This is a genomic window from Lysobacterales bacterium (genome assembly GCA_016721845.1).
GTDB lineage: Bacteria > Pseudomonadota > Gammaproteobacteria > Xanthomonadales > Ahniellaceae > JADKHK01.
This window is the reverse complement of record JADKHK010000013.1, coordinates 2,138,367-2,157,645: the sequence shown is the minus strand read 5'-3', so window position 1 is coordinate 2,157,645 and position 19,279 is coordinate 2,138,367. Positions and strand designations below refer to the sequence as shown.

Sequence of the window (19,279 nt, the reverse complement as noted above, 5' to 3'; positions counted from 1 at the left end):
TGTCGAAGCGATGTGTGCGCGCGGTCAAGCCTTCCTCGCGCGCCAGAGTTTCAGCAACTCGTCCTGGCGTTCGCGGGTGATGCCGGAATTCGGCTTGGCACGGCGTTCGGCGGGCAGCTTGTCCCACCAGTCGAGCAGATCGGTGATGGTGGTCGCGAGCGGGCGGTAGGTGAGGCCCTTGTCGATCGCGCGCTGGACGCTGACGCGATGGAAACCGGCGGACTCGCCCGTGCCCGGCGCGAAGATCGGCAGGTCGCCGCCGACCACGATCTTCTGTGCTTCGAGGAAATCAATCGGCACGTGCACGAGCTTCGCATTGCCGCCGGTCGCGGCCTGGATGCCGTACAGCGTGGCATCGGTGCTGCGTTCGAAATCGGGACCGGTGGCGTTGAAGATGCCGAACGTCTTGTTTTCGACCATGCGGATGGTCCACTCGGCGAGATCGCGTGCGTCGATCACCTGCATCGGGTCGGAGCCGTCGCCAGGCACCAGCACCTCGCCGCCTTCGCGGATGCGCAGCGGCCAGTAGGTGAAACGATCGGAATCGTCGCGTGGCCCGACGATGTAGCCGGGACGGATCACCGTGGTGATGCCCGGGAACCACTTCTCGCCCTCGGCTTCGCTGAGCGCCTTGAGCGACCCGTAAAGATGCTCGATGTCGGCCATCAGCGTCTCGCGCGTCTCCGCCATCGCGTCCTTGCCCTTGTAGACGGCCAGCGCGGCGGTTTCGTCCATGCCCGGCGTGCTGTTGTCGGCGTAAACCGAAATCGTCGAGATGAAGACGTATTGCCCGACGCGGCCCTTCAGCACCTTGCCGGCATCGCGCACCCATACCGGCACGCTGGTCGGGTTGTCGATGCAGGCGTCCCAGGTGCGATCGCCCTCCAGCGCCTTCAGGTCGTTGTTGCGATCGCCGAGCAACTGTTCGACCGCGCCCGGCCATTCCGGCGACGGCCGCTTGCCACGATTGAACAGCGTCACCTTGTGGCCGCGCGCCAGCGCGTACGCCACCTGGAACGGGCCGGTGAAGCCGGTGCCGCCCAGGATCAGGAGGTTCAAGGGCTTCGCGGCTTTCGGAACGTGCCTGAGCTCGCCCGCATAAGCCCGCAACGCGGGCGTGAGCATCGCACCGGCAGCGGCGACGCTGGCGAATTTCAGGAGATCACGACGCGTGGTGTGCATGGTTTGCCTCTTGGGTCGGGAGTGGCGTGGATGCGGCTTGTGCCGCGACGAGACGACGATGCGCGCGACCGAGCCAGATCGCGAGCAGGAGCCACAGCGCCGAGATCGGCGCGGCGACGAAACTGATGCCGCTGGCGGTCAGGCCGAGCAGGCCGAGGCCGGTGTGTGTCCATGCGCCGATCTGGTCGCCAGCGCGGAACATGAAGGTGTCGATCAGGTTCTTGGCCTTGTAGCGGGTCTCGCGCGGCAGCGGGAAATACAGGTTTTCGCGCGCCGGTTGGGTCAGCGCGAAATTGCCCATGCGCCGGATCGACTGGAAGGCGATGACGACCCCGATGACCGGCGCAACGCCGAGTGCGAGATACCCCAGGGTCGACAGCAGCGGCAACACGCACAAGGCGACGGCGATGCCGAATCGGTTCAACAGATGCGCCGACACGAAGACCTGCATCAACAGCGTCGCGGCATTGGCCCAGACATCGATATGTGCAAACAGCGCCGAGCGCGCATCGCGATCGGGGACCGCGTCGGCGACGATGCCGGCCTGCAGGAAATACAGAAAGGTCGAGCCGATCGTGTACAGCACCATGAAGCCGGCGATGCCCATCAGGTACGGCGAGCCGAGCATCAGCCGGAAGCCGGCGAGCGCCGATCCGCCGATCACTTCACGCTCGCGCTCGCGCTGGACCTCGCTGCGCGCTGCCGCGCGTGCCGCCAGCGCGCGCATCGCGCGCAGGCCGACCTCCAGCATCAGGGCCGACACCAGCAGCAAGGGCAGGACGCCGAATGCCGTCGCGAACAGCGAGGTGATGCCGGCGCCGACCAGTCCGCCGAGCGTGCCGCCCGCGGAGACCACGGCGAACAGACGCCGGCCCTGGTCGGGCGTGAATACATCGCTCATCACCGCCCAGAACAACGACACAGCGAACACGCTGAAGACGCTGGTCCACCAGTAGAAGATGCGGCCGATCCACAGCTGCTGTGACGGATCGCTCTGCCCGATCAGCACGAAGAACAGCAGCAGGCACAGCATCAGCCCGCGATACGACCAGGTGACGAAGCGCGCCCGCGGCATGCGCGCGACCAGGGCTGCGAAGATCGGGCTGACGATCAGGGTGAGCAGCAAGGTGCCGAGGAACAGCCAGGGCAGGTCGTCGGTACCGCCAGCGATCCCCATGGCGTCGCGGATCGGTCGCAGCACGTAGTAGGCACCGAGCACGCAGAAGAAATAGACGAACGCGAGCGCAAGCTGTACGCGCTCGTCGCCGCGCACCAGGGTCAGCGCTTCCAGGACGCTCAGTCGCACGCGTTGATCGGTCATCGTTCGGCTCGCATGCCATCGAGTCTAGGCGCGCGCGACCCGCTGCAGCGGGCGGAAAGTCACGGGTGCCGCGGGCAACGGGACGAAGCGGGAGAATGTCGGGATCGGACGGCGCTTGCCACGGCGGGGCTGCGGCACCCACACTGCGCGCATGACCTACGCCCCCAAGAAATCGACCCAGTCCAAGCCCGCACCGAAGCCCGAGTTCAAGCCGTCGAAGGCACTCGCTGCGGCCACGTTCCTGCTGTCCGCGCCGACACCGCAGCATCTGCCACCGGACCGCGGCGCCGAGATCGCCTTCGCCGGCCGTTCGAATGCCGGCAAGTCGAGTGCATTGAATGCGCTGACCGGCCAGAGTGCGTTGGCGCGCGTGTCGAAGACGCCGGGGCGCACGCAGCAGCTCGTGGTGTTCCAGATCGACGCCGAGCGCCGCCTGATCGACCTTCCCGGCTACGGTTTCGCCAAAGTGCCGGGCGAGATCCAGGAGGTCTGGCATCGTGCGCTGGACGAATACTTCCGTGAGCGTCAGTCGTTGTCTGGGCTGTTGCTGGCGATGGATGTGCGCCATCCGCTGACCGAATACGACCAGATCATGCTCGCTTTCGCCCGCGCCCGGGTGTTGCCGGTGCATATCCTGCTGACCAAGGCCGACAAGCTTGGTCGCAGCGCCGGGACCAACGTGCTGCATGCAGTCCGCAAGGGGCTGGCCGATCATCGTGCCGCGGCCAGTGTGCAACTGTTCTCCTCGACCGAGCGCAGCGGCCTCGATGTCGCGACGAAATGGGTCGAGCAGCGTCTGGGGATCGAGCGCGCCTAGCGCGATCCGCCGCTGGCTTCGACTGCAGCGAGGTACTCCGCCCAGTTGCGGGCATGGTCACGGCCGAGCGCATACAGCGTGTCCCAACTGTAGATGCCGGTGTCGTGGCCGTCGTCGAACACGAGGGTGACGCCGTATTGCCCGACGGGACGAATCTCGACGATGTTCACGCCGCGCTTGCCGAGTTGCAGAATGTGCTGGCTCGGCCCGTGGCCCTGAACTTCCGCGCTGGGTGAATGCACGCGCAGGTATTCGCAATCGAGCCTGAACACCTCGCCGTTGTCGAAGCCGACTTCCAGCAGACGCGAGGCCCGATGCAGGGTGATCGCCGTCGGGCTCGGCGCCGACACGGCCATCAGTGCTTGGTGCGCGTGTCGATACTGGTCTTCTCGAGCGCTGGCGGCGTGCCGGCCACTTCGCACAAGGCCAGCGCATACGGCTCGTTCATGCTGATGCAGCTGACCTCGTCCCAGCCGAAGAACGAGGGTTCGCGCAGCCATTCCGCATGCGGCGAGACTTCCTGCACGGTGAAACCATCGGCTTCGAAGCCGAGCAGCTTGCCGATGTAGCAGATCTCGTTCTCGGCTTCGGTGTCGACATAGATGCTCATGGCCGGTGCGCGTTCGGCCGCCGCGACCAGAATCTGCTGCAGGTCATCCAGCGGGAACGTGATCGGCAGCTCGGGCGTGAGGCCACGCAGCGTGATCGCCTTCTCCAGGAAATCGGCATGATGATCCGGGGTCTCCAGCCGGGTCACATCGCGATAACGCAGCACGAACAGGCCGTCGAAACCAATGTAGTCGCCCAAGGCCCAGAGCAGGAAACGGTCCTGTCCCACGGTCGCGATATAGCCGGTGAAACTGCCGGGCTCCAGGTTCTCGCGCCACACGCGCACCAGGGTGCGTTCACGCATCGCCTCGCGCAGCCGCGCCGGAATGGACTTGGGTTTGAGTTCGACGATCTTGGTCATGCGTCCATTCTACCCGCTCGTGGCCGAGTGTTTCCTCAACCACAGCGAATTCCTACAGGATGTAGCGACTCAAGTCCGGGTTGCCGGCGAGCTCGCCGAGTTCGGCATCGACATAAGCGGCATCGATCACGACGGTTTTGGTTTCCGACTGCGGGGCCTCGAAGCTGAGTTGGTCGAGCAGGCGTTCGAGCACAGTCGAGAGGCGGCGTGCACCGATGTTCTCCTGGCGCTCGTTCAGCGCGAACGCGAGCTCGGCGAGGCGGCGCACCGCGTCCGGACGGAAATCGAGTTGCACGCCTTCGGTGCCGAGCAAGGCCGAATACTGCTTGGTCAGCGCCGCCTGTGGTTCGGCGAGGATGCGCTCGAAATCGTCGACCGACAGCGCGTTCAATTCGACGCGGATCGGGAAACGTCCCTGCAGCTCCGGGATCAGGTCGGACGGCTTGGCGACGTGGAAGGCACCGCTGGCGATGAACAACACATGGTCGGTTTTCACCGGGCCGTGCTTGGTGCTTACCGTCGAACCTTCGACGAGTGGCAGCAGGTCGCGTTGCACGCCTTCGCGCGAGACGCCCGCTCCGCCCCAGTCCGAGCGCTGGCAGACCTTGTCGATCTCGTCGATGAAGACGATCCCGCGTTGTTCGGCGGCTTCCAGCGCCTGTGCGCGCACGTCATCTTCGTTCAACAGTTTCGACGCCTCATCCTCGATGAGTTGCGGACGCGCCTTGGCGACGGTGAGCTTGCGCTTCTGCGACTTCTGGTTGCCGAGTTGCGAGAACATCTGCTTCAGCTGTGCGCCCATTTCCTCCATGCCGGGCGGCGCCATGATGTCGACACCGACGTTGAAGTTGACTTCGAGTTCGATCTCGCGTTCGTCGAGCTTGCCCTCGCGCAGCATCTGCCGGAATTTCTCGCGGGTGACATTCGATTCTTCCGAGTGCTTCGGTTCCTCGCCCCAGACGCGCACCGCCTGCGGACGTGGCAGCAACGCGTCGAGGATACGTTCCTCGGCATTCGCTTCGGCCTGAGCGCGTACGCCGGCCTTGGCCTTCTCGCGGACCATCTTCACCGATACGTCGATCAGGTCGCGGATGATCGCCTCGACGTCCTTGCCGACATAACCGACCTCGGTGAACTTGGTCGCTTCGACCTTGACGAACGGCGCTTCCGCCAGCGTCGCCAGGCGGCGCGCGATCTCGGTCTTGCCGACGCCGGTCGGGCCGATCATCAGGATGTTCTTTGGCGTGACTTCATTGCGCAGCTCGGGCGCAAGCTGCATCCGCCGCCAGCGATTGCGCAGTGCAATTGCAACCGCGCGCTTGGCGGCATGTTGTCCGACGATGTGCTTGTCGAGTTCGGCGACGATCTGCTGCGGGGTGTAATGATCCATGCTCACAGCTCCTCGAACGACGTGTGGCCGTTGGTGTAGATGCAGATGTCGCCCGCGACCTTGAGCGCGGCCTCGGCGATCTTGCGGGCGTCGAGATCGGTGTGTTCGAGCAGCGCACGCGCGGCCGCTTGCGCGAACGGACCGCCGGAGCCGATCGCGATCAGGCCGTGTTCGGGTTCGATCACGTCGCCATTGCCGCTGATGATCAGCGAGGTGTGCTTGTCGGCGACCGCGAGCAGGGCTTCGAGTCGGCCGAAGCGGCGCTCGGTGCGCCAGTCCTTCGCCAGCTCAACGGCAGCGCGGACGAGTTGGCCGCCGTGCTTTTCGAGCTTGGCCTCGAACAGTTCGAACAGCGTGAAGGCGTCGGCGGTGGCACCGGCGAATCCGGCCAGCACGTCGCCGCGACCGAGTCGGCGCACCTTGCGCGCGTTCGACTTCATCACCGTGTTGCCGAGCGTGACCTGGCCGTCGCCGCCGATCACGACGCGGCCATGGCGACGCACCGACACGATGGTCGTGGCATGAAAGGTTTCGGGTTTCGACATCTCAATCTCCCGTGGGAAGCGGGGAGATGGGGGCGTTCACGGGCGCGTCAAGTGAACGCGAGTTTTCCTGCCGCTACCACCAGCACGACGGCGAGCACACGCTTCAGCATCGGCACCGGCAGCCTCGACGTGCCAAGGCGCGCACCGAGCACGGCGCCGAGTGCAACTGCGCCAAACCACCAGGGCATCGCCGGCGGGAACTGGATCGCCGCTGCATTCAATCCGGCCAAACCGGCCAGCGAATTCGCGAGCACGAAGCCTGCGGACAGGCCGCTGGCCTCGCGCGTCTTTGCCCAGTGTGCGAACAGCAGCAGCGGCGTCAGGAAGATGGCGCCGCCGGTGCCGGTGAGCCCGGACACCACGCCGATGGTCGCGCCCGCAGCGGACGCGAACAGCGGATTCGGTGCACGCGCAGCGGCGTCATCGCGCACGGCACCGCTGGCGGTGCGCCACAACTGGATGGCGGCGAACAGCAGCACCGCTGCGAGCACGCGTTTGATCAGTTCCGGCGAATGCAGGTACTTCGCAGCGAGGAAGGCGGTCGGCATCGAGCCGAGCACGAAGGGCAACATCCGCTTCCAGTCCACCAAGCCGGCGCGATGGAAGCGCCATACGGCGATGCTCGCGACCAGCACGTTCAACGCCAGTGCGACCGGACGAATCGTGGCGGGCGCGAGTCCGAACAGGCTCATCGCGGCGATGTAGCCGGACGCGCCGGCGTGGCCGACCGAGGCATAGGCCACGGCGATGATCAGGAACAGCGCAGCAAGCGCGAGATCGGTCAGGCTCATTCCGGTTTCTTGCGTGCGCGTGGGTGGGCCGCGTCGTAGACCTTGGCGAGGTGCTGGAAATCGAGATGCGTGTAGATCTGCGTCGTGCCGATGTCGGCATGGCCGAGCATCTCCTGCACCGCACGAAGATTGCCGCTGGATTCGAGCAGGTGGCTGGCGCAGGAATGCCGCAGCAGATGCGGATGCACGCGCTTCCACACCCCTGCCGACTGCGCCCACTTCCGGAGTCGCTCGCGCACCGTGTTGGTCGATACCGGTGCGCCCGTGCGGTCCGGAAACACCGCGGCATCGGCCGCGGATACGCCCAACTCGCGCCAGGCGCGCAAAGCCGCGCCCGCCTGAGACCCGAACGGCACCACGCGCGTCTTCGCACCCTTGCCGACAACGCGGACCAGCTGTTGCCCGAAGTCGACATCGGGCCAGCGCAGCGCGCACAGTTCCGACACGCGCAAGGCCGACGAATACAGCAGTTCGAACATCGCCCTGTCGCGGATGGAGGCTGGAGTGGCGTTGCCGGGATGGTCGAGCAAGGCCTGCATTTCATCGACGTCGAGCACGTTCGGCAGCTTGCGCGACGACTTCGGTGCGCGGATGCCGTCGGCCGGATTCACATGGGCATGGCCTTCGCGCAGCAACCAGCGGTAGAAACTGCGGATGGCGGACAGACGCTTCGCCAACGACACGCCGGACAGTCCGTTGCGAAATTCGTTGGCGACGTGCGCGCGCACGCTGTCCGGCTTCAGCTCCGCCCAGTCGGCCATCGGCATCGAACCGCCGAGCCAGTCATCGAGTCGTTCAAGATCGTGGCGATACGTGGCGAGCGTGCTCGGCGCGAGCCGCTTGACGTCGCGCAGCCAGGTCAGGAAGGCGTCGATGCGGCTGCGGCGTGTGCTCATTCGAAGCCGTCGGACAGCAAGCCGCTGCTGATCTGCAGGAAGGTTGCGCCGATTGCACCGGCGCGACCGGAGGCATCGCTGGCTTCGATGTAGACGACATGCCGGCCGTCGGTCAGCGACGCGGTCGCGAGATTCAGGCTCAGCGCTTCCGTTGCACTGTTGAAGGAGCCGTCGGCCGCAGCCATCGCGATCGGCATGGCACCCGACTGCCAGGGCAGCACGTCGACATAGGCGCGGGCGGACATGATGTTCTGGATCGTCTCGCTGCCACTGGTCTGGTTGAACCGCGCATCGGTGGCCGTGGCCGAGATGGTGACCGGCGTGCCTTGGTCGACTGCGGCCGGCATCGCCGCGACCGTGTGCACGTCCGGTCCGGCGGCACGCAGGTACGGCGCCTGGACGATACGCGCGGCGTACCGCAGTGCGTCGAGGTTGCCCGGCCACTCGCTGTTGAAGGTCGTGCAGGAATCGAAAAAGCTGCTGCCCAGTTCCCAGGTGAAGGCCGGCACGCCGAGCTTGCCGTAGGCGTTGTCATCGGAGGCGCCGTCGGTCAGGTACAGGGCCGACCCGGACTGCCCCGGGTCGTAGTTGTTGAACCAGGTCATGCGCCGTGCCATCGCCTTGAACGCCGCATCATTGGCTGCGGCCGTCGGCGTGACGGCCACGCCCCACGGATACAGGATGGTGCCGCCGTAACTGTGCAGGTCGATGAACATCGTCGGCGTGTTCGCGTTGGCCGCATCGTTGAGGTCGTTCTCACTGCCGGTGCGTGCGTCCGGAAAGATCGAGGTGACGTAGTCGTCGACGGCGGCCGCCTCGGGTTCCGAACGGGGCGTCGGGCCGCGATAGGTGTCGCTGCACAGCGAGCCACTGGACCCACCCGGCACCAGGTTCCAGTAGAACGGGAAGTTGCGATTGAGATCGACGCCGATGCCGGTACCACTGCACGAACCGAAGTAGTGCCGGTTCTTGCGCTGCGAGGAACCGCCTTCGGCAATCTTGCGACCATCCGGATTTGCCTGCAGCAAGACGTGGAATTCGTTGTGATCGACCAGCCAGGTTGCTTCCGCATTCGTGCCGTAGTTCGCGAGCAGCCACTCCGCGAACTTCAGGTTCAACTGCACCGGCGTGTATTCGCGCGCGTGCAGGCCGCTCATCACCATCATCTTCGGCTTGTCCTCGACGACGGCGCTGTTGCTGATCCTGAGCAAGCGCAGGTCGTATCCGGCAAGTCCGCCGGGTGAGGTCTTCTCCCAGGAATCGCCGATGTCGACGATGCTCGCGAGCGTCGGATGGGTCGACACCTGCGTGTCGATGAAGGCATCGGTCTCTTCGACGGTGTTGTAGCAGCTGTAACCGGGAATGGTCTTGGCCAGCGTGGTCTGCAGCTGCGCGCTCAACGCGGCATCGAAGCGCGGCGCATAACCTTGCGTCTGCAACCAGCGCCAGTCGGCGGCATCGACCTGCAGCACGATCTCGCCGCGTTTGCGATCGCGCGGCAGGTGGCCGAAATGTTCGCCGAGGCGTTGCCGCCAGGCGCCATCACCGTCATTGATTCGAACGATCGACTGATTGTCCGCAGCGATGGCGGGCAGCGCGAAAATCAACAGCAGTGCGGTGATCAGAGGTTTGCTCATGGGCGCATTCTCGCATTGTTGCAGCGCCGCGTGACTGCTTCGTGGATGCCGCTATGTTCGCGCGGCCCCGGCCGGAAGGCCGAAGGGGAGGGCAGCCCGCCGCGATCCCGGATCGCGGCGGGCTTTTAATTTCCGGCGTGCGAAACTGCGCCGATGACCGATCCCCGACGCATTCCCGAACTGAGTGCCTTCCTCGGCCAGCGCCACGACGAACTCGAGCGCCGGTTCGTGGAAGACGGTCTGGTCTGGCCGCCCTCGGCCTGGTCGGCACGATGCGGCGACCGCGCCTTGCTGATGAGCGACTGGCTGATCGAAGCCGCCCTGCGCGCGCCGCAGCAGTTCCTCGACGATGTGGTTGCGGAGACGCCGCCGGCCTTGCCCGATCCGTACGGCTTCGAGCGCAGCGAGGATTTCGCCGAAGCGCTGCGCCGCTTTCGTCGTGCGACCAGCCTGCGCATCCTGGTCGATGACCTGGGCGACGACGAAACGACGCTGGCCACGCTGGCGCGCGCCACCCGCCTCGCCGAAGACTGCATCGAATGCGCGCTGCGCCATGTCGAGCAGCAGCAAGCCGCGCGCTATGGCTGGCCGCGGCGCAGCGACGGCGCGGTCGCGCGCATGAGCGTGATCGGCATGGGCAAGCTCGGTGGCGGAGAGTTGAATTTTTCGTCCGACGTGGACCTGATCCTGGCGTTTGCCGACCACGGCGACACCGACGGTGCACGCCCGATCAGCGCCGAGGAATTCCATGCCCGCGTCGGCCAGCGACTGGCGCAGTTGCTGTCCGAAGTCGCGGCGTCGGGATTCGTGTTGCGCGTCGACTATCGGCTGCGGCCGTTCGGTTCGGCCGGCCGCGTCGCGTTGTCGTTCGCGGCCATGGAGCAGTACTACCAGCGCGAGGGCCGCGACTGGGAACGCTATGCCTGGACCAAGGCGCGTTGCATCGCCGGTGATCGCGAGGCCGGGGCTGAACTGATCACGAGCCTGCGGCCGTTCGTGTATCGCAAGTACCTCGACTTCACCGCGATCGAAGGCCTGCGCGAACTGAAGGCGCGCATCGATGCCGAAGTCGAACGGCGCGAGCGCGAACAGGACCTGAAACTCGGTCCGGGCGGCATCCGCGAGGTCGAATTCACGGTGCAGCTGCTGCAACTGATTCGTGCCGGCCGCGAACCCGAGTTGCGTACGCCGCGTCTGCTCGACGCGCTGGCCGCGGCCGAGCAGCTTGGACATTTCGATGCCGACACCGCGGCGCGGTTGCGCCGCGCTTATCTGTTCCTGCGCCGCGCCGAGAATCGCGTGCAGATGCTGCGCGACGAACAGACGCACAGCTTGCCGGACGATGCTCTGGCGCGTGCGCGCATCGCCGCCACGCTCGGCTTTGCCGATAGCGCGGCGATGCTCGAGGCGTTGACGATCGAACGCGCCTGGGTCGCAGATCTGTTCGCACGCACGCTGGAGGCGCCGACGCGGGCGAAGGGCCTGCATGTGGCCGACGAATTCGAGACGCGCGCGCAGGATGCGCTGGGCGGCTGGTCCGCGGCGGTGACGGAGGCCTTGCAAAGCCTGATGGGCAGTCTCGGCGTGCGTCGACTCGACAGTCGCGCGCGCGAGCGTTTCGAGCGCGCGGTGCCGCGCCTGCTTGCGGAAGTGCGGACGCTGGCCGAACCGGAAGCGGCCGCGCTGCGCGTGGTGCGGTTACTGCACGCGATCGCCGGACGCACCGCGTACCTCGCCTTGCTGTCCGAGAAGCGCGGTGCGCGCGCACGCCTGGTCGAGGTATTCGCGCACAGTGCTTTCCTCGCCGAGCGGGTGATCGCGCATCCGCTGTTGCTCGATGATCTGCTCGACGAACGCTTCGACGACGCGGTGCCGGATGCGGCGGCGATTACCGAGACCTTCGCGCGGCAACTCGCGCGGGCGACCACGAATGATGTCGAAGCGGAGCTCGCGGCCTTGCACGACGCCCGTCAGAGTCTGGTATTCCGCATCGGCCTGGCCTGGCTGGCGCGGCGGATCGACGCCGTCGACGCCGCGACCGCGCTGGCCGACGTCGCCTCGGCGGCCTTGCGGCATGCGCTGGCGCTGGCGACGCGCGATCTGGCGGTGTCCCATGGTACGCCGGGCGAAGGGTTCCTGATTGTCGGATACGGCAGCCTGGGCGCGCGCGAACTCGGCTTCGGCTCGGATCTCGATCTGGTCTTCGTGTTCGATGAAGGATTGGCCGAGCGCAGCAGCGACGGGGCGCGTCCGCTCGAAGCGCTGCGCTGGTTTTCGCGACTTGCCCAACGCGTGCTGCATTGGCTGGCGACGACGACGCAGGCCGGCAATCTCTACGATGTCGACATGCGCCTGCGCCCCGACGGCGCGAAAGGGCTGCCGGTGTCCTCGCTGGCATCGTTCGCCGACTATCAACGGGAGCGCGCCTGGCTGTGGGAACACCAGGCCCTGGTCCGCGCCTGTGCGGTGGCCGGGCCGGGGGACTTGCAGTCGCGATTTGCCCGAGTTCGTGGCGATGTGCTCGAGACCCTGCGCGATCCCGCCGCCGTGTTTGCCGAAGTCGCGCGCATGCGCGAGCGCTGGCGCACCGAGCTGGATCGCAGCAGTGCCGACCGCTTCGACCTGAAGCAGGGCCGAGGCGGCCTGGTCGATATCGAATTCCTGCTGCAGGCGCTGGTGCTTGCGCATGCGCATGTCCACTCGGGACTGGCGACGATCGGTCGTACGCCGCAACTGATTGCCGCATTGCATGCCGTCGGCGTGCTCGACGGCGAATCGCAGGCGGTGCTGCTGCGTACCCATCAGGAATGCCTGAGTCGCGCCCTCGATTGCAGCCTCGATCTGCGCCCGCGCGTGATTGCGCGCGATGCGGACCTGCAGGCGTGGACCGATGCGACCGTGGCCATTCTCAAACGCTATGGCATCTGGACGTAAGCACCTGTTTGCGGGTGATGCTCGGTCGTGGCCTCGCCGGCGATCCAGGTGTCGATGAGATGACGCGAGATCGAGAAGCGTGGCGAGAGCTTGACGGCGCCGGAGCGGAGTTCGTGGCGGGTGAACCAGCGCACGTCGGCCATTTCCGCGCCGATGCGGATGTCGTTGGAGAGGGCCTGCGCGCGGAATCCGAGCATCAGCGAGGCCGGAAATGGCCAGGGTTGCGAGCCCTGGTAGTGACAGTCGCCAACGCGGATCCCTGCCTCCTCGAAGGTCTCGCGGCGCACCGCATCTTCGAGGGTTTCGCCGGGTTCGACGAAACCGGCCAGGGTCGAATAGCGGCCTTCCGGCCAGGACGGTTGGCGTCCGAGCAAGGCGCGTTCGCCGTCGTGCACGAGCATGATCACGCAGGGATCGGTGCGCGGGAAGAACGCTGCGCCGCAATCGCCGTTGCTGCACAGGGCGCGATGGCCGCCGGCGGTGAAGATCGTGCGTGAACCGCAGACGCTGCAATGGCGCGAGCGCGATTGCCAGTAGGCGAGCGAGCTCGCAAATGCGGCGAGGCCAGCCTCATGCGGTGGCAGGTTCATCGCAGCGGCGCGCAACTCGCTGGCGACGGCCTGGTGGATCGCCGCGAACTCATCGTGTTCGTCATCGCGCAACGCGAGCGCGAACAGCGTGCGCACATCCTGCTGGCCGAGGTAGTTGAAGCGTTCGAATTCGAAGCGGTCGCGCAGCAGCGGCAGCGGGATGCTGAGCAGACGCGGTTCCGGTTGCGCGAGCAGCACATCGCGATGGCCGCGCAGCACGATGACCTGGGCGAGATCATCGTCGAAGCGCGCTCGCAACCAGCGAGCGTCATCGCGCGATTCGCCGTTACGGTCCAGCGCGCCGCCGATGAACGCGACGTCCATGCTCAGACCGTGAACGACGAACCGCAGCCGCAAGTCGTCTTCGCATTGGGATTGCGAATCACGAACTGCGCACCCTGCAGACTCTCGCTGTAATCGATCTCGGCGCCGCCGAGGTATTGCAGGCTGAGCGGGTCGCAGAGCAGGGTGATGCCATCGCGTTCGACCGCGAGGTCATCCTCCTCGGCCGCTTCCTCGAAGCTGAAGCCGTACTGGAAGCCCGAACAGCCGCCACCCTGGATGTAGACGCGCAGCTTCAGCGCCGGGTTCTGCTCTTCATCGATCAGTTCGCGCACCTTGCGCGCCGCTGACGCAGTGAAGTTCAGCGCCGAAGCGGCACTGGTCTGGTAATTCGGGGTGGCGATCTCGTTCATGACGAACTCCTGGCTGCACCTTCAGATCGGGCTGGCGCACGCGTGATTCAACCGGTCAGTTGCGCTTGGCGTCGACCTTGGACTTGTCCCTGGGCTCGACGCGCACGTCGATCGCCGATTCGCCGTCGCCGGCGGCGACGTCGGCTTTGGGCTCGGGCTTCGGCAATTGCTTGCGGGGTTCGTCCTCGCGCACGACGCGGCCGGTGATCTGCGCGCCCGCAGCCATTTCCAGCACCTTGTAATGCACGTTGCCATGCACGCGCGCCTGCGCCGCGAGTTCGACCCGTTCGCTGGCGATCACGTCGCCCTTCATGACGCCGTTGATGATCACGTGCGGGGCGCGCACTTCGCCTTCCACCGAACCCTGGTCGGAAATCGACAGGACCGAGTCCGGACCGCCGTCCGAGCTGACGGTGCCGACGACGCAGCCGTCGACGCGGAAGCCACCGGAAAACGTGATGTCGCCCTTGATCTTGGTCTTGGCGCCGATCAGCGTGTCGATCGTCATCGTCGGCCGGTTGTTGCTGTTCTTGTTACTTCCAAACATGCTCATCTGCTCCGGTGGCGAGTGTCTGATCCCAGGGGAAGCTGCGCTCGAATTGGTCGCCCTGCGCGGATTTCATCACGAGCACGACGCGGTTGGGGGTAAAGCCTTCCGGCAGCACGAAGCTGACGTCGAGTTCCTGGAAATACTTGAAGGAAAAATCCGGCGCCTGTGCCGGCTTGTGCTGGGGCAGTTCGTTCCATTCGAGCGCGCGCAGTGCGCCCTTCAGCATGCCTTCGACGCGGATGCTGGCCGAACCGCTGGTGATCTCGCCCTTGCGCAGGTTCTGGGTCAGTGTCGCGCGCATCTCGTAACCGTCGCCGTCGCCGATGCGGCGCAGGGCCAGTTGCTGCACCGTCAACCCCTGGCGCGGCGCCTTGCCGCCCATCAGCCGCTGATAGAACGCCAGGTCGGCGCGCAGCGAGGCGATCTCATCCTCGCTCGCGGTCAGGGATTCCTGCAGGACCTCGTTGGCGCTGCGCGATACCTGATCGGAGCGCTCGCTGATGCTGAGCTTCGCGCGCGCCTGCTCGAGTTCGTCGCGGCTGCGGTCCCGTTCCGACTCGGCTTGGGTCAGCCGCTGGCGCATGTCGAACAGGCCGGGCGCGGCCAGATAGGACGCGATCAGCCAGGTCGCCGCCAGGCTCAGCAGCCAGCCGGCGACCAGCGCGATGCGAGCGCGGCGCGTGCCGGCAGGATCGTGCGCCTGCACGATCATCGGCGTCGAACTGGGGTGGGATCGGAACGGGTTCTTCATGTACGGCAGCAAAGGCGAAGGCGCGTTATAGCCGGCGCTGTTTGCGTGCGGCAAGGAAACATTCCGCCTTTAACGGAATTTGAACTCGAACGCGACCGCATTGCGGCCGGGGTCTTGCACTTCGAGATCGATCGTTGCCGTCGCATTGGGGGCGAGTCCGCGCGCCAGCGCACGCGCATCGACCAGATAGTCCTGCGGCGCGACCCGGCGCATCGCGACGCGTTGCTCGTCGAGATCGGACAGGGTGATCTCGACGATCGGGTAGGGCTGGGTGAATGCGGCGCGATTCAGCATCGTTGCCGAGATGATGAGGGCGCCGGCCTGGCTCGGGTGCGGGCGCACATCGCGCGAGACCAGCGCGATCTGGCCAAGGTCGGTGCGCGGTGGCAGCCGGCAGTCGAAGCGCAGGCAGGCGGCATCCAGCCAGGGTCGCAGTCGCGGCTCGTTCATCCACCAGCTGCGCCCGGCATAGGTCGCCTGAGCGAGCAGGCCGAGCAGCAACAGCAGATTGGCGTAGCGCAGCATGCGGCTGCCGCGCGGTGTTGGCCGCGGCTCGTGCACGAAACTGGGTGCTGGCGCGATCTCCTCATCCTCGTCGATCGCGAACAGGTCGTGCTGACCAGCCTTGGGCCGCATCGCCGGTACGTCGAGGATCGGCAACGGTCCCGGTTGATGGCGTTCCAGCTTGTTCACCGGTTCCGTCGGCAGATGATCCGCCAGGGTCGCCAGCGCATCGAATTCGGCCCGGCACACACCGCAACGCGCACGCCCGTGCGCGCGCGTCAGCGCATCGACCGGAATCCGGTAGATCGTCAGGCATTCGGGACACTGGGTGTACATCGCGGCGATTATGCCGCAGCGCGATCAGCGACGGACGCCGCCGATCCGTACCCAGTCTTCTTGTGCCGTCACGCACAAGTCGTCGAAGTCGCCACGGTAGGCGGCCGCCACTTCCTCGGCCTGATCGCCCAAGACCCCGGACAAGGCGAGCGGGCTGCCGGCGCGGCAATGGGCGGTGATCACGGGCTGCAGCGCAATCAGCGCGCCGGCGAGGATGTTCGCGACGACGACATCGGCGGTCAGGTCGGACGGAACGTCCTCCGGCAGGTAGAGATCGAGTTGCCCGACCACGCCGTTGCGTTCGGCGTTGTCGCGGCTGGCGATGATCGCCTGCGGGTCGTTGTCGATGCCGATCGCGCGCGTCGCACCCAGCTTGAGTGCGGCGATGGCGAGGATGCCGGAGCCGCAACCGAAATCGAGCACGGTCTTGCCGCGCAGGTCGAGGCCGTCGAGCCAGCTCAAACACAGGGCCGTCGTCGGATGCGTGCCGGTGCCGAAGGCGAGGCCGGGGTCGAGGCGCACGATCGCGGCCTCGGCGTCCGCCGGCGGTTCGCTGGTGGACGGATAGATCCAGGTGCGGCGGCCGAACTGCATCGGCTGAAACGTGTCCATCCAGACCCGCGTCCAGTCCTCGTCGGCGACCCCGCGCGCGGTGATCTTTTCCGGCGTCAGCCACGGCACCATGATCTGCAGCGCGTCGAACAGGCCGATGCGGTCGACGTGGTCGGGAAACAGTGCGCGAATCGTCACCTGCGGCCACAGCGGCGTTTCGCCGGGGCCGGGTTCGAGGATCGGGTGATCCTCGGCATCGAGCAGGGTGATCGATGCCGCTTCCAGATCTTCCAGGGCCGCCTCGACCCGCGACAGCGAGCGTTGCTCGACCTCGATCGACAATTCCAGCCAGGCCATCCTTGCGTCTCCGTTACAGCCCGATCGGCTTGTCCTTGCGTTCGGCAATGCGTTTTTCGAGGTAGTGGATGTTCATGCCGCCGGACTGGAAGCCACGGTCGGCCATGATCCGGGACTGCAGCGGCACATTGGTCTTGATGCCGTCCACGACCATTTCGGCCAGCGCCACGCGCATGCGCGAGATCGCCTGTTCGCGCGTTGCGCCGTGCACGATCAGCTTGCCGATCATCGAATCGTAGTTCGGCGGGATGCGGTAGCCGTCGTAGATATGCGTGTCGACCCGCACCCCCGGACCGCCCGGTGCGTGGAAACGCTTGATCAGGCCGGGGCTCGGCATGAAGGTGTCAGGGTCTTCGGCATTGATGCGGCATTCGATGGCATGGCCGCGCAGCACGATGTCGCTCTGCTGGATCGACAGCTTGTGGCCGCTGGCGATGAGCAGTTGCTCGCGGACCAGATCGACGCCGGTGACGAGTTCGGTCACCGGATGTTCGACCTGGATGCGCGTATTCATCTCGATGAAGTAGAAGCGGCCGTTCTCGTACAGGAACTCGAAGGTGCCGGCGCCGCGATAGCCGATGCGGATGCAGGCTTCGACGCAGACCTTGCCGATCTCCTCGCGCTGTTCCGGGGTGATGCCGGGGGCGGGGGCTTCCTCGACGACCTTCTGGTGGCGGCGCTGCATCGAGCAGTCGCGTTCGCCGAGATGGATCGCGTTGCCCTGGCCATCGGCGAGCACCTGGATCTCGATATGGCGCGGGTTTTCGAGGAATTTCTCCATGTAGACCATGTCGTTGCCGAAGGCCGCCTTGGCTTCGGCCTTGGTGGTGCTGATGGCATTGTGCAGGGCCGCTTCGGTGTGCACGACGCGCATCCCGCGACCGCCGCCGCCGCCGGCGGCCTTGATGATCACCGGGTAGCCGATGTCCTTCGCGAACTTCGCGTTTTCCTCGGTGTTCTCGCCGAGCGGACCGCCGGATCCGGGCACGCAGGGCACGCCCGCGGCCTTCATTGCCTTGATCGCCTCGACCTTGTCGCCCATCAGGCGGATCACGTCCGCGGTCGGGCCGATGAAGACGAAGCCGGATTTCTCGACGCGTTCGGCGAAGTCGGCGTTTTCGCTGAGGAAACCGTAGCCGGGATGGATGGCTTCGGCGTCGGTCACTTCGGCGGCGGAAATGATGCGCGGAATGTTGAGATAGCTGTCGGAGGCCGGCGCCGGGCCGATGCAGACCGATTCATCGGCCATGCCGACATGTTTGAGATTGCGGTCGACGGTGGAATGCACCGCGACGGTCTTGATGCCCAGCGCGTGGCAGGCGCGCAGCACGCGGAGCGCGATTTCGCCGCGGTTGGCGATGACGACCTTGTTGAGCATCGGGGCGCGCTCAGCTGATCACGAACATGGGTTCGTCGAATTCGACCGGCTGGCCGCTGGTCGACAGGATGGCGGTGACCGTGCCCGAGATGTCGGCCTCGATCTGGTTGAACATCTTCATCGCTTCGATGATGCCGAGCACATCGCCGGCCTTGACCTGCTGGCCGACCTTGACGAAAGCGGGTGCTTCCGGGTTCGGCGAGGCGTAGTAGGTACCGACCATCGGTGCGCGGATGACGTGACCATCCGGCAGTTCGCGACCACCGCCCCCGCCGTGGCTGGCCTCGACATGCGCGTGGTGCTGGCCGCCGGCACTCGGACGCTGTTCGACATGCACATGCGTCACCGGAGCGGCCGCGGCGGGCGCGGACATCATCACCGGCATGTTCTTCGGCATGCGCGCCAGACGCACGACTTCCTCGCCCTCCTTGATTTCCAGTTCGCTCAGGTCGCTGGCTTCAAGCAGGTCGATGAGTTTCTTGATCTTGCGAAGATCCATGGTGTTCCTCCCGTGTTCAATGCATCCGAGCGCCAGGCTCAGATCCCCGTCTGGATGCCGTTTGCCGCGACCAGTTGCAGTCGGCGGAACGCGGCGGTCAATGCGAATTCATAGCCTTCCGGCCCGAGGCCGGCGATGACGCCTGTGGCGCGATCGGAAAACAGCGAGCGATGCCGGAACGGTTCGCGCGCATGCACGTTCGACAAATGCACTTCGACGAAGGGCAGGCCGGTCGCGACGATGGCATCGCGGATGGCGACACTTTGATGGGTGAACGCGCCCGGATTGACGATGATGAACGACGTTCCATCGGTCCGCGCAAGGTGCAGGCGCTCGATCCAGGCCAGTTCGCTGTTCGATTGCAGCGCCGCCAGTTCGTGGCCGTTCGCCACCGCCAGGCGGCGCAGGTGCTGCTCGATCTCGGTCAGCGTCGCATGTCCGTACACCGCCGGCTCGCGCGTGCCGAGCAGGTTGAGGTTCGGGCCATTGAGCAGCAGGATCTTCGCCACGGTGCTTCCGTCAAAGAATCCGTAGTCTGCAGGCGCGACACAATCCTGTCCAGTTAGCCGCAGAATCGCAGGCGA

20 protein-coding genes are annotated in these 19,279 nt (G+C 66.0%); 2 read left to right on the top strand and 18 right to left on the bottom strand.

Annotated elements, in window-relative coordinates:
* Window positions 1-24: 24 nt before the first annotated feature.
* Together IPP28_17210 and IPP28_17205 are read right to left on the bottom strand one after the other, a co-directional pair.
* On the bottom strand, window positions 25-1,182 hold the full coding sequence (locus IPP28_17210) for a twin-arginine translocation signal domain-containing protein (GenBank protein MBL0042738.1): 1,158 nt from the start codon (window positions 1,180-1,182) through the stop codon (window positions 25-27).
* On the bottom strand, window positions 1,163-2,503 hold the full coding sequence (locus IPP28_17205) for an MFS transporter (GenBank protein MBL0042737.1): 1,341 nt from the start codon (window positions 2,501-2,503) through the stop codon (window positions 1,163-1,165). The genes IPP28_17210 and IPP28_17205 overlap by 20 nt, the downstream gene beginning before the upstream one ends.
* Before the next feature lie 151 nt (window positions 2,504-2,654).
* On the opposite strand from IPP28_17205, the gene IPP28_17200 reads away from it, so the two are divergent.
* Entirely contained in the window at window positions 2,655-3,320 is a 666-nt protein-coding gene (locus IPP28_17200) for a YihA family ribosome biogenesis GTP-binding protein (GenBank protein MBL0042736.1), read from the top strand.
* Here IPP28_17200 and IPP28_17195 read toward each other — a convergent pair.
* The 7 genes from IPP28_17195 to IPP28_17165 are packed head-to-tail and all read right to left on the bottom strand — an operon-like array spanning window position 3,317 to window position 9,549.
* Window positions 3,317-3,676, bottom strand: a complete 360-nt coding sequence (locus tag IPP28_17195) for a DUF971 domain-containing protein (protein ID MBL0042735.1) — start codon at window positions 3,674-3,676, stop codon at window positions 3,317-3,319. The genes IPP28_17200 and IPP28_17195 overlap by 4 nt on opposite strands.
* Window positions 3,676-4,290 carry a hypothetical protein gene (locus tag IPP28_17190; protein MBL0042734.1) on the bottom strand — a complete coding sequence of 205 codons (615 nt, stop codon included), beginning with the start codon at window positions 4,288-4,290 and terminating at the stop codon, window positions 3,676-3,678. Before IPP28_17190 ends, IPP28_17195 begins: the two co-directional genes overlap by 1 nt.
* Before the next feature lie 52 nt (window positions 4,291-4,342).
* Window positions 4,343-5,680 (bottom strand): ATP-dependent protease ATPase subunit HslU, encoded by a 1,338-nt coding sequence (gene hslU, locus IPP28_17185; GenBank protein ID MBL0042733.1) that lies wholly within the window; start codon window positions 5,678-5,680, stop codon window positions 4,343-4,345.
* Between the two features lie 2 nt (window positions 5,681-5,682).
* Window positions 5,683-6,231, bottom strand: a complete 549-nt coding sequence (gene hslV, locus IPP28_17180) for an ATP-dependent protease subunit HslV (GenBank protein MBL0042732.1) — start codon at window positions 6,229-6,231, stop codon at window positions 5,683-5,685.
* Between the two features lie 41 nt (window positions 6,232-6,272).
* Window positions 6,273-7,016: a sulfite exporter TauE/SafE family protein gene (locus IPP28_17175; GenBank protein MBL0042731.1), complete on the bottom strand. Its 744-nt coding sequence runs from the start codon at window positions 7,014-7,016 to the stop codon at window positions 6,273-6,275.
* Window positions 7,013-7,912: a tyrosine recombinase XerC gene (xerC, locus tag IPP28_17170; protein MBL0042730.1), complete on the bottom strand. Its 900-nt coding sequence runs from the start codon at window positions 7,910-7,912 to the stop codon at window positions 7,013-7,015. The genes IPP28_17175 and xerC overlap by 4 nt, the downstream gene beginning before the upstream one ends.
* Window positions 7,909-9,549: a peptidase M14 gene (locus IPP28_17165; protein MBL0042729.1), complete on the bottom strand. Its 1,641-nt coding sequence runs from the start codon at window positions 9,547-9,549 to the stop codon at window positions 7,909-7,911. The genes xerC and IPP28_17165 overlap by 4 nt, the downstream gene beginning before the upstream one ends.
* 153 nt (window positions 9,550-9,702) lie before the next feature.
* Here IPP28_17165 and glnE point away from each other — a divergent pair, with 153 nt between their 5' ends.
* Window positions 9,703-12,483 (top strand): bifunctional [glutamate--ammonia ligase]-adenylyl-L-tyrosine phosphorylase/[glutamate--ammonia-ligase] adenylyltransferase, encoded by a 2,781-nt coding sequence (gene glnE / locus IPP28_17160; GenBank protein ID MBL0042728.1) that lies wholly within the window; start codon window positions 9,703-9,705, stop codon window positions 12,481-12,483.
* On the opposite strand, the gene nudC is transcribed toward glnE, so the two are convergent.
* The 9 genes from nudC to aroQ form a co-directional block, all read right to left on the bottom strand.
* The gene (nudC, locus tag IPP28_17155; GenBank protein MBL0042727.1) at window positions 12,465-13,397 is read right to left on the bottom strand and encodes an NAD(+) diphosphatase; all 933 of its coding nucleotides are present in this window, start codon (window positions 13,395-13,397) and stop codon (window positions 12,465-12,467) included. The genes glnE and nudC overlap by 19 nt on opposite strands.
* A gap of 2 nt (window positions 13,398-13,399) precedes the next feature.
* Window positions 13,400-13,768, bottom strand: a complete 369-nt coding sequence (gene erpA / locus IPP28_17150; protein ID MBL0042726.1) for an iron-sulfur cluster insertion protein ErpA — start codon at window positions 13,766-13,768, stop codon at window positions 13,400-13,402.
* A 55-nt stretch (window positions 13,769-13,823) separates the two neighbouring features.
* Window positions 13,824-14,315 carry a polymer-forming cytoskeletal protein gene (locus IPP28_17145; protein ID MBL0042725.1) on the bottom strand — a complete coding sequence of 164 codons (492 nt, stop codon included), beginning with the start codon at window positions 14,313-14,315 and terminating at the stop codon, window positions 13,824-13,826.
* Window positions 14,302-15,069 carry a hypothetical protein gene (locus IPP28_17140; GenBank protein MBL0042724.1) on the bottom strand — a complete coding sequence of 256 codons (768 nt, stop codon included), beginning with the start codon at window positions 15,067-15,069 and terminating at the stop codon, window positions 14,302-14,304. Before IPP28_17140 ends, IPP28_17145 begins: the two co-directional genes overlap by 14 nt.
* A gap of 69 nt (window positions 15,070-15,138) precedes the next feature.
* A complete protein-coding gene (locus tag IPP28_17135; GenBank protein MBL0042723.1) occupies window positions 15,139-15,909 on the bottom strand; it encodes a zinc-ribbon domain-containing protein in 771 nt (256 codons plus the stop codon).
* Window positions 15,910-15,933: 24 nt separating this feature from the next.
* Entirely contained in the window at window positions 15,934-16,818 is an 885-nt protein-coding gene (prmA, locus tag IPP28_17130) for a 50S ribosomal protein L11 methyltransferase (protein MBL0042722.1), read from the bottom strand.
* A gap of 13 nt (window positions 16,819-16,831) precedes the next feature.
* Window positions 16,832-18,196: an acetyl-CoA carboxylase biotin carboxylase subunit gene (gene accC, locus IPP28_17125; GenBank protein MBL0042721.1), complete on the bottom strand. Its 1,365-nt coding sequence runs from the start codon at window positions 18,194-18,196 to the stop codon at window positions 16,832-16,834.
* Between the two features lie 10 nt (window positions 18,197-18,206).
* A complete protein-coding gene (locus tag IPP28_17120; GenBank protein MBL0042720.1) occupies window positions 18,207-18,695 on the bottom strand; it encodes an acetyl-CoA carboxylase biotin carboxyl carrier protein in 489 nt (162 codons plus the stop codon).
* 38 nt (window positions 18,696-18,733) lie between these two features.
* Window positions 18,734-19,204, bottom strand: a complete 471-nt coding sequence (gene aroQ, locus IPP28_17115; protein ID MBL0042719.1) for a type II 3-dehydroquinate dehydratase — start codon at window positions 19,202-19,204, stop codon at window positions 18,734-18,736.
* Between the last annotated feature and the right edge of the window lie 75 nt (window positions 19,205-19,279).

Coding starts and splice junctions, on each gene's coding strand:
- IPP28_17205 (MBL0042737.1), bottom strand. CDS start 2,503: ATGACCGATCAACGCGTGCGACTGAGCGTCCTGGAAGCGCTGACCCTG.
- IPP28_17175 (MBL0042731.1), bottom strand. CDS start 7,016: ATGAGCCTGACCGATCTCGCGCTTGCTGCGCTGTTCCTGATCATCGCC.
- accC (MBL0042721.1), bottom strand. CDS start 18,196: ATGCTCAACAAGGTCGTCATCGCCAACCGCGGCGAAATCGCGCTCCGC.
- xerC (MBL0042730.1), bottom strand. CDS start 7,912: ATGAGCACACGCCGCAGCCGCATCGACGCCTTCCTGACCTGGCTGCGC.
- IPP28_17140 (MBL0042724.1), bottom strand. CDS start 15,069: ATGAAGAACCCGTTCCGATCCCACCCCAGTTCGACGCCGATGATCGTG.
- IPP28_17195 (MBL0042735.1), bottom strand. CDS start 3,676: ATGGCCGTGTCGGCGCCGAGCCCGACGGCGATCACCCTGCATCGGGCC.
- IPP28_17165 (MBL0042729.1), bottom strand. CDS start 9,549: ATGAGCAAACCTCTGATCACCGCACTGCTGTTGATTTTCGCGCTGCCC.
- glnE (MBL0042728.1), top strand. CDS start 9,703: ATGACCGATCCCCGACGCATTCCCGAACTGAGTGCCTTCCTCGGCCAG.
- IPP28_17190 (MBL0042734.1), bottom strand. CDS start 4,290: ATGACCAAGATCGTCGAACTCAAACCCAAGTCCATTCCGGCGCGGCTG.
- IPP28_17120 (MBL0042720.1), bottom strand. CDS start 18,695: ATGGATCTTCGCAAGATCAAGAAACTCATCGACCTGCTTGAAGCCAGC.
- hslU (MBL0042733.1), bottom strand. CDS start 5,680: ATGGATCATTACACCCCGCAGCAGATCGTCGCCGAACTCGACAAGCAC.
- IPP28_17210 (MBL0042738.1), bottom strand. CDS start 1,182: ATGCACACCACGCGTCGTGATCTCCTGAAATTCGCCAGCGTCGCCGCT.
- nudC (MBL0042727.1), bottom strand. CDS start 13,397: ATGGACGTCGCGTTCATCGGCGGCGCGCTGGACCGTAACGGCGAATCG.
- prmA (MBL0042722.1), bottom strand. CDS start 16,818: ATGGCCTGGCTGGAATTGTCGATCGAGGTCGAGCAACGCTCGCTGTCG.
- IPP28_17135 (MBL0042723.1), bottom strand. CDS start 15,909: ATGTACACCCAGTGTCCCGAATGCCTGACGATCTACCGGATTCCGGTC.
- IPP28_17200 (MBL0042736.1), top strand. CDS start 2,655: ATGACCTACGCCCCCAAGAAATCGACCCAGTCCAAGCCCGCACCGAAG.
- IPP28_17145 (MBL0042725.1), bottom strand. CDS start 14,315: ATGTTTGGAAGTAACAAGAACAGCAACAACCGGCCGACGATGACGATC.
- erpA (MBL0042726.1), bottom strand. CDS start 13,768: ATGAACGAGATCGCCACCCCGAATTACCAGACCAGTGCCGCTTCGGCG.